8 protein-coding genes and 1 pseudogene are annotated in these 7,788 nt (G+C 49.9%); 6 read left to right on the forward strand and 3 right to left on the reverse strand.

Annotated features, from left to right (window positions below; all coding sequences use genetic code 11):
• The first annotated feature begins 8 nt into the window (after window positions 1-8).
• Entirely contained in the window at window positions 9-419 is a 411-nt protein-coding gene (locus tag ACLRGG_RS14345) for a type III secretion system chaperone (protein WP_416250411.1), read from the forward strand.
• A 206-nt stretch (window positions 420-625) separates the two neighbouring features.
• A complete protein-coding gene (locus ACLRGG_RS14350) occupies window positions 626-1,081 on the forward strand; it encodes an RcnB family protein (protein WP_067705391.1) in 456 nt (151 codons plus the stop codon).
• Between the two features lie 220 nt (window positions 1,082-1,301).
• On the opposite strand, the gene ACLRGG_RS14355 is transcribed toward ACLRGG_RS14350, so the two are convergent.
• Window positions 1,302-2,180, reverse strand: a complete 879-nt coding sequence (locus tag ACLRGG_RS14355; protein ID WP_416250412.1) for a LysR family transcriptional regulator — start codon at window positions 2,178-2,180, stop codon at window positions 1,302-1,304.
• A gap of 100 nt (window positions 2,181-2,280) precedes the next feature.
• Here ACLRGG_RS14355 and ACLRGG_RS14360 point away from each other — a divergent pair, with 100 nt between their 5' ends.
• From ACLRGG_RS14360 to ACLRGG_RS14370, 3 genes are all read left to right on the forward strand, one after another.
• Complete coding sequence (locus ACLRGG_RS14360; RefSeq protein WP_416250413.1) at window positions 2,281-3,255, forward strand: nitrilase family protein; 975 nt, start codon at window positions 2,281-2,283, stop codon at window positions 3,253-3,255.
• A gap of 568 nt (window positions 3,256-3,823) precedes the next feature.
• The gene (locus ACLRGG_RS14365; RefSeq protein WP_416250414.1) at window positions 3,824-5,125 is read left to right on the forward strand and encodes a DUF8614 domain-containing protein; all 1,302 of its coding nucleotides are present in this window, start codon (window positions 3,824-3,826) and stop codon (window positions 5,123-5,125) included.
• Complete coding sequence (locus ACLRGG_RS14370) at window positions 5,122-5,760, forward strand: LysE family transporter (RefSeq protein ID WP_353613515.1); 639 nt, start codon at window positions 5,122-5,124, stop codon at window positions 5,758-5,760. Before ACLRGG_RS14365 ends, ACLRGG_RS14370 begins: the two co-directional genes overlap by 4 nt.
• Here ACLRGG_RS14370 and ACLRGG_RS14375 read toward each other — a convergent pair.
• The gene (locus ACLRGG_RS14375) at window positions 5,731-6,549 is read right to left on the reverse strand and encodes a helix-turn-helix transcriptional regulator (protein ID WP_345831069.1); all 819 of its coding nucleotides are present in this window, start codon (window positions 6,547-6,549) and stop codon (window positions 5,731-5,733) included. The two genes, ACLRGG_RS14370 and ACLRGG_RS14375, sit on opposite strands and share 30 nt — an antisense overlap.
• A 384-nt stretch (window positions 6,550-6,933) precedes the next feature.
• Window positions 6,934-7,245 (reverse strand): antibiotic biosynthesis monooxygenase, encoded by a 312-nt coding sequence (locus tag ACLRGG_RS14380; RefSeq protein WP_416250415.1) that lies wholly within the window; start codon window positions 7,243-7,245, stop codon window positions 6,934-6,936.
• Window positions 7,246-7,356: 111 nt separating this feature from the next.
• Between ACLRGG_RS14380 and ACLRGG_RS14385 the strand changes: the two are divergent.
• Window positions 7,357-7,695 (forward strand): annotated as a pseudogene (locus ACLRGG_RS14385) (GrpB family protein); the annotation flags it as partial.
• Window positions 7,696-7,788 lie beyond the last annotated feature (93 nt).

Here is a 7,788-nt window from a genome sequence, read left to right on the forward strand (position 1 = left end):
GGGTCACGATGTCAGCAACCGAACAGCTTAATCACCTGCTTGAGCACTATGGCCGGCAACATAATAGTGCACTCGCGCTTGAAGATGGCGTATGCGCCCTGGTTGACCGGGATAACCGCGAGGCGGCAGTTATCGAGCTGCCGCCAGATAGCGACAGCCTGATCTTTCACTGCAAAATAGAGGATCTTCACGAGTCGTGCAGCGAGCGTTACCTGCGAACGCTGCTGGCCCTGAACTTTGAAATGAATGCCATGCGCGGTTGCTGGCTGGCGCTGGATAACGAGGATAGCCTGAGACTCTGTAGTCAGCTCTCCGTCAGCGGGCTGGATGCTGTGGGATTTCGAATGGCGCTGAGCGGCTTTATGACCCAGGCGCGGGAGGTCAATGAATTTATCACCTCACTGCGCGAAGCGGCCTGAGGCTCTGTGTTCTGCTCTTTAACACAAATTTTGCGCAGGCGGAAGATGCTTAAATCCTTCACACTGTTAAGAAAGCGAAAGTCTTGGTTAAGCTACCGCAAAATAAGGGGTTTTAGGATAGTTAGAGATTTTTTTACCGTCGGGTTTCGTCGATAGTGTCCTTCAGCGGCGGATGATAAGCCGTGCGCAAATGAGAGGATGTACCGATGAAAAAAACGACTCTGGCACTTTTAATGACCGTCTTCACAGCAAGCACCCTGTTTTCCACCGTCTCGCAGGCAGATGGCCCGCCGGATCAGCAGTGGCACCAGCAGGGTGGGCATGGCGACCACGGTGATGGGCCGGGGCGTGGTCCGGATCGTGGGCCTGGCGATCGCGGCCCTGGCCCTCACGATCGTGGCGATTATCACGACGGTCATGGTCCCGATCGCCACTTTGAAGAGCGCGATCGCTTTGCCTGGCAGGGGCACGACTTCCGCAGGGGACGCCCGTTGCCGCCGGATTTCCGCGGTGACGACTACCGGGTTAACGACTGGAACGACCGCGGCCTGCGCGAGCCACCGCGTGGTCAACACTGGGCTTATATTGACGGTAACTATGTGCTGATTGCAGCTGCGACCGGCGTCATTACCTCAATCCTGCTGAATAACGCTTTCCACTAATCCCTGTTCTGCTGCGGGTCCGTCAGGGCCCGCATCGTTTCCAGCAATTATCTCTGTTAGCTCCGATTAGACCGGGCACAACCCCGATACAGGGCCAAATCTAATCTGACAGGTTGGTATGTGCCAGTTGCAGATATTGACAACATGCGCATGAATCAATCCCCAGCAGCCGATTATTAGCATTGTGCAGCTTCAGACAGAAATGAAACTGTAAGGCTGATTACTCGTTTTCGACCGCAACACGCTTTCTTATCCTGGCAATAAAATTATCCCGGATGACGTTCTCCCTGCCTGCGTTCCAGGCAATCCCAACTTTCCAGCTTATTGACTTGCCTGTTAACGGAATAATAACCCGTTCCGGTGGTGCGATATGCAGAACGCTAAAGGGCAAAATGGCAACACCTGTACCCGCGATCACCAACGCGACAATAGTTTGTATATCATCAGCCCGCTGGGTGGATGATATAAAAAGACCGTTATCATGCAGAAAGCGGTCAATCTGCGCATTTAATCCCCGTCCTCGTTCGGGATGAAGACGTAGCAAAGGACATTTTTTTAGCCAGTCAGCAGCAGACAATGATAACGACGGCGTTGTGGGTGCAATCAGAACCAGCCGATCGGTAAATAATGGCAGGTAATCAAGCGCTATCGGTGGAGGTACCCTGACAAATCCTACCTGAAGCTCATCATTTTGCAGTAGCTCGTACTGCAGGAATGAGGGAAGATCCGTCAAAGACATCTCTATTCCCGGATTGTCTCTGCGAAATTCAGCAATACAGCGTGGTGCCAGATAAAAGCTTGATAGGCCAAATCCAACGGCAATATGCCCCTCAATACCGTCTGATACCCGTCCTGCGTGATGCATAAACAACTGGGCTTGTCTTACCACTTTTTCAGCCTCTGGCACCAGGCGTCTCCCCCCGGCGGTCAGTGTTGCGCCGTGACGCCCGCGTGAAAAAAGTGACACCTTTACCATCGACTCAAGAAGATTGATCTGCTTAGTCAATGCGGGTTGCGAAATACACAGTGACCGTGCCGCGTCGGCATAATTTCCTTTTTCAGCCAGTATTAAAAAGGCCTTTAGCAACCGGATATTCAATATTTCATTCCAAAAAGTTATCGAAAATAGAAATTATATGATTATACAGTTATTGGAAATCGTTATGTAATTCAGTTTCAACAACAACTGGAGAAGCAACATGCACGAGCTTACGTCCTTAAAGGCTGCAACCGTACAGTTTCAGCATCAGGCAAACGACAAAAAATATAATCTGCTGATAATGGAAAAGTTTATTGAACAGGCGGCCATCCAGCAGGTGAAGATCCTCACGTTTCCGGAAATGTGTATCACTGGCTATTGGCATGTGCCAAAGCTCACTACAGCGGAGGTTTATGCTCTTGCAGAACCGATCGCAACCAGTCCCTCCATGATGTTAATTCGCGCTCTGGCGATAAAACATCAAATGATTATTGGCGCCGGGCTGATTGAACGAGCCGATGATGACCGCCTTTACAATGCCTACGTTGCCTGTATGCCGGATGGCTCAATGCAGACGCATCGCAAACTTCATGCCTTTGAGCATCCGGCCATTAGCAGCGGTGACAGGTTTACCGTTTTTGATACGCCCTGGGGAGTAAAAGTAGGGATCCTGATTTGCTGGGACAATAATCTGGTGGAAAACGTGCGCGCTACGGCATTGCTGGGTGCAGATATCCTTCTCGCGCCACATCAAACAGGTGGTACCGATTCCCGCAGCCCTTATGCGATGAAACCTATTTCGCTGGCGCTCTGGGCGGAACGTGAAACGCGAAAGGAAGAAATTACTGCTGCATTCAAGGGGGCAAGCGGTCGGGAATGGCTGATGCGATGGCTACCTGCCCGTGCGCACGACAACGGGTTATTTCTTCTCTTTAGTAACGGCGTAGGCGCAGATGATGACGAAGTCCGCACAGGCAATGCCATGATCCTGGATCCTTATGGAAGAATCATTAATGAAACCTGGGCTGCTAAAGATTTTATGGTGAGCGCAGAACTGGATTTAAGCCTGCTTGCCATGAGTACCGGACGTCGCTGGATCCACGGTCGCCGTCCTGATTTATACCAGATTCTGACACAACCGCAGGGTTATGAACGTGATGCGATCAGCGCACGATTTTCGGATGAGATACCGTAAAATGAAACCGCATGGAATCGCAGCTGGCTGCGGTGTTTCTTTCCGGAAACGCGTGCAATAAACAGGATTTGCATCCGGTCATAACGCAGCGGCCTAAACCTGAAGAGTAAATCACTGCATCGCAGTTATGCAGCTTTGAGAAAATTTTCCCACAATTGTGGCCTGAAACAGATATTTATAGAAAACTGCTATAACGCCTGTGCAAATAAGTGTTATGTGCAGATGATCCTCTTGAGATCGCATATCCGCTTTCGCTTTTAACCTGCTGTACATCGCAAACGATGTCCGCTTTGTGGCAGGAGCGGACGTTGCTGTACCGAACCCTGTTGATTTATGCGGTGCAAGGCACTTCTCGCGTGTATAACGCACCTTGTCGCTCTGTCACTGCGTTAGACTGCCCCTTGTCACGCTTTACTACGTGCCCTTTAATTTACTGCTAAGCGAAGTAGTCGGTTATGATTCTGAAGGGCACCGTTCTTTCTAACCCCTTCGCGCAATTCCTTCCAATACCGATTACAGATGCAATGGTTAAGTAAACCTCTCGTTACTGATAATGGAAGGGAATTTTATGTTTACGACACCGTTCTGGCCCGCTGCTGACTCATATCATATCCACATGATGGATATTCCTCTGCCTGACTCACTTTCGCCCGCTGCGCTGGACCTTATCCACCAGGCCACGCGTCTTGTAGAGGCGGCCAGTCATATTCAGCCGGTTTCCACAGGGACAGGGAGTACGCTGCTTCAGTCTGTTGAAGAAAAGCTCAGCATTATTTGTTTCAAGCTTGCTCAGGAATTTGACGATCCGGACACCTGCAAAGCGTTGCAGTTACGTGCAGAAATCCTCTCTGACGCCAGCACAGCAAAAGAGCTTCTCCCGCAGATAGCAGGGCTGGATGAACAGGAGCTGGTGCAGGGAATAGGTTACATGTCGACATGGGTTGGTAAGTCTCGCACGCAGCATTATTCCGCCTGGTTTGGGTTACCCGATCGCGGGCTGCAGGAAGTTTCGGATGTGGTGGATGAGCTCTTTCCGGACAACCTGTGCTGGCTGCAAAATCATATCGACCAGCGGCTGGTTGCGCTGCCTGGATGCCGCTATAAAATTGTCGATCTGTTTGCAATTGCTGGCGAAGCTAACAGCTACCCCAAGCATTTCGCCTATTTCTTTCCTGAAGATGAAGGGGTGAAATACGCCTCCCAGAAGCGCACCATAGTGTTTGCAAACACCTATTTAAACCTGTTTGAACGCTTTTCCCGGTCCCAGGCTTCCCTACTTGGCTGGCAGCATGAACCTATCGCAGACAGCGCTCTCTGTGCCCGCCACCTGATCGCCTGGTTCCGCGGGCATGATCTGGGACATTCCGTTGTCCTTGAAAAGATGATGTTTGGCAAATTAAGTAAACAGGACAGATGGGGATCAATGGTTGTGCAGGAAGCACTGGCCGATGTGTTTGGGCTGCTGATGTGCCTGACAGAGCCTTCCCGGCAGGCCCTACAGCTGAATGAGACGTTACAGTTAAAAATTTTCCTGCTGGAAATGCTGAGATATTTGCGCCGCGGCCCATGTGATTATCCTGATGCAGGGGCGGCCTATATACAGCTTAAGTGGCTAACTGAACACCGGTGTCTGAATTGGAATGGGACGCATTATGTGGTGGACCTCAGCGCGATGAAGCCTGCTGTGACGGCACTGGCAACAGCAATGACACGCTCTGTATTACAGGGTGATACAGAGGCAGCCCTGGCATTCCTGCAATGCTATTCACCTTCTCATCAGCGTGAAGAGGCGGATCTGCTGCTGAACCGGCTGGGTAAAACTGTCGACATGATCGAGTACGATCAGAAGATTAAAGGCTTTACGTTGTGATCGAGTTTTCAAACGGTTTCTTACTGAGCCTTTCGCTTTGTCTTGATATCGGGATTGCCAATATCGCCATGATTACCCTTGCCATGCAACGCGGATATTTTCATGGTTTCTGGCTGGGAATGGGGACTTGTGTGGGTGATCTAGCATATGCATTACTGGCGCTGGCGGGAATGGCCGTACTGCTTCAGTATGAAGCCGTACGCTGGATACTGTGGATTGGCGGTGGAGCAATGCTTCTGTGGTTCGCCGGCAAAATGCTGATTGCCGCTTTCAGGAAGGCTTCGGAGCTTAACGTGAGCGAAACCCATCAGTATCGCCCGCTGCTGCGTGAATTTGGCCGGGGCGTGGTGCTTGCCATGTCCTCCCCCACGGCCATTCTATGGTTTGCGACAGTAGGCGGTGCGCTGATATCCCGGATGGGCCAGCACAGCGTTACGGCAACGTCTTGGTTTCTGAGTGGCTTTTTCATCGCGGGAATGTTCTGGACCTGTGTCTTGTGCCTGGTTGGAAGTTTTGGAGGCAGACTGCTTGGTCAACGCCTGCTTAAATATTCCTACATAGCTTCAGCGCTAATATTCAGCTATTTTGCGCTTTACGTGATTGTGTCAGGGTACCGGGAGTTTATGGTGACCTGATCTGACCTGCGAAGCATAGTGATGGGGGGTTGTTCCCATCACTTTGCGAAATGCATTAATGAAATGACTCTGATCGTAAAATCCCAGCATTATCGCCGCATCGAGAGGATGCACGTTTCTGCGAAGCAAGTCGCGGGCATACTGCAGACGAAGCTGCATATGATACTGCAGAGGCGGCATACCTGTATGCCGGGTGAAGAAGCGAACTAGATGATATTTGCTCATCCCCGCAAGCTGCGCGAGCATCTCCAACTGCGGTTTTACGCTAAGGTGCTCCCGCAAGTACTCGATAACAACATTGATTTTCTGTTCGTCACATCTCTGAAGTAGAGCTGGCGTCTCGAGCAGCTCACCACAAAGTAAAATCAGTTCCTGCTCCTCATCCATGCCACGCACCAGTCGGGCTGAAGTTGCAAAACGGTACAGCGCGTCAAACAGGCGAGTGTTATTGATTATGCCTTCTCGCAGAACAGGGGCTTCATGAACGCTAGTGAGATTGTCCTCATCTGCAAGCATTTTTATCACTGCCTGGGGTATGTGCACACTGATGAATTCCACTGCTTGAGTCTCAAAACGCGAAGCCTGAATGGTTCCCGGATTATATAAGGTAACCTGACCACTTTTAACATAGGCGGTTTTCCCTGCCAGCCAGATTTCTTCTACCCCCGTCAGGTTTGCACTGATGACATATTCATCGTGAATATGTTTCGGAAAGCCCGAATTACGGGCTCTGACCCGCGAACACTCTATACCATTTTGGCTAAACCATTCGGCAGACTCTAGTGACAACGTATCAGACCTCATGCAGCAATAGTGAATAATTATTAATGAATTATAAAACCACTAATTGAACCATTTTTCAATTGGTGGTCTTAGAGCTCCAGCGAATAAATTACCCACAGGTTGCTGTCTGCCAGCAATCGGACATGTCCCTTCCTGACCAGACCGTGCCCGCGCGGCTTAGTAAAGTTAGCTGGCTTTGTCGGTTAGTTCACCAGGACACATGGACTGGTAATGCAGGAAAGGGACAGAAGGACGTTGTTCCTGATGTCCGCTTTGTGTCATGAGCGGACCTTCTTATCAACTGTAGACCCCAGCAGAGTTATGTAAAATATGAGTACTGGGCACACCCAAAAAGGATAAGGCCGCAGCATGGCATCAGCCAGCAAATTACTACAAAGGGGATACGGTCCGGACGTCATGCTGGAAGACGTAAGGATCAGAAAGCAGTTGAAATTGCTCGTCATCGGGATAGATGACTGCAATCTGGTACCGTTCGCCCGCAAATGCTTTCACTGCCTCAAGATCTTTCCAGTAAGTTGCCAGAAAGAAATGCTCCCATTCACCCTGAGTCTCTCTGCGTACATATGCCCCTAGATTTCCCGGTGTACTCTCTGAATGTTCAACACCGGTTTTTTGTAAATGGTTTGCAAAGCCTTCGGCATGCCTGACTGGTACGCATCCGTGCCATGTTCTTACAATCATGTTTCTACCCATATATGCTGGAAGGGTTTTAAACATAACATAGTGAAGATGCAGGTGGGATTAATGAGTGAAATCTGAGGTCAAAGACTCAGTACTAAGCAAGAGGTGTATATGAGGACGATTATTGTTGTGCCATACGATGATAAATGGCCTGAGATGTTTGAAGCTGAAAGTTCACTGATAAAGACATTGCTCGGTGGAGTGGCTAAAAGTATCCATCATATTGGCAGTACATCTGTGCCTGGTCTCTCAGCAAAACCCGTCATCGATATACTGCTGGAAGTCTCCAACATCAATGAACTGGATAGATACAACTCTGCAATGACTCGCGCCGGGTATATTGCTCGCGGTGAGAACGGGATTTCGGGGCGTAGATATTTCATTAAGGGCGGTGATCAGCGTAGTCATCATGTGCATGCGTTTGCTGTTAGAGATATGCAGGTATTTAGGTAATCCTCCCCTTTTTAACGGAGGCGATAAGTAGAATCAAGTCATGCGTTGAATATGCTGCATCGGCGTGTAGCCATTTAATGCCATATTCGG

The organism is Erwinia sp. PPS120 (assembly GCF_047918655.1).
GTDB lineage: Bacteria > Pseudomonadota > Gammaproteobacteria > Enterobacterales > Enterobacteriaceae > Erwinia > Erwinia tasmaniensis_A.

Bases quoted from the DNA above. Each gene is read 5' to 3' on its own strand.
- ACLRGG_RS14345 (WP_416250411.1), top strand. From the start codon at position 9: ATGTCAGCAACCGAACAGCTTAATCACCTGCTTGAGCACTATGGCCGG.
- ACLRGG_RS14350 (WP_067705391.1), top strand. From the start codon at position 626: ATGAAAAAAACGACTCTGGCACTTTTAATGACCGTCTTCACAGCAAGC.
- ACLRGG_RS14360 (WP_416250413.1), top strand. From the start codon at position 2,281: ATGCACGAGCTTACGTCCTTAAAGGCTGCAACCGTACAGTTTCAGCAT.
- ACLRGG_RS14365 (WP_416250414.1), top strand. From the start codon at position 3,824: ATGTTTACGACACCGTTCTGGCCCGCTGCTGACTCATATCATATCCAC.
- ACLRGG_RS14380 (WP_416250415.1), bottom strand. From the start codon at position 7,245: ATGATTGTAAGAACATGGCACGGATGCGTACCAGTCAGGCATGCCGAA.